This window comes from Ruminococcus sp. N15.MGS-57, from assembly GCF_000980385.1.
GTDB lineage: Bacteria > Bacillota > Clostridia > Oscillospirales > Ruminococcaceae > Hominimerdicola > Hominimerdicola aceti.
On record NZ_LARF01000136.1, the window covers coordinates 1 to 658 of the forward strand.

The following is a 658-nucleotide window of genomic DNA, read 5'->3' on the forward strand; positions in this document are numbered from 1 at the left end:
GACAGCGCATTAGAAAGCACGAAAAAATCGGAAGCCAAAAAACTTTTTTGAAAAAACTTCAGAAAAGGGGTTGACAAAAGATAAAAAGTGTGATATAATGTAAAAGTTGCACGACACAAAAGAGTGTAACGAAACAGCATCTTGAAAATTGAACAAAGACGAATAGTACGAAACCCTTGAGAGATTCTTTTGAGAAAAAGAATTAAAGGTCTAACATAAAGACGTAAAAGAAATGTACGTTCAGTGAAGTGAACTGAAACAGGATAACAAGAGCAGAAATGCTTTTGATATACAACTTTAATTAAGAGTTTGATCCTGGCTCAGGACGAACGCTGGCGGCACGCTTAACACATGCAAGTCGAACGAGAGAAGAGAAGCTTGCTTTTCTGATCTAGTGGCGGACGGGTGAGTAACACGTGAGCAATCTGCCTTTCAGAGGGGGATACCGATTGGAAACGATCGTTAATACCGCATAACATAATTGAACCGCATGATTTGATTATCAAAGATTTATCGCTGAAAGATGAGCTCGCGTCTGATTAGCTAGTTGGTAAGGTAACGGCTTACCAAGGCGACGATCAGTAGCCGGACTGAGAGGTTGATCGGCCACATTGGGACTGAGACACGGCCCAGACTCCTACGGGAGGCAGCAGTGGGG

At 42.4% G+C, this 658-nt stretch carries 1 rRNA gene; it reads left to right on the forward strand.

The features are described 5' to 3' along the window. Positions 1–297: 297 nt before the first annotated feature. Positions 298–658 (forward strand): 16S ribosomal RNA (locus WS40_RS10970); the annotation flags it as partial.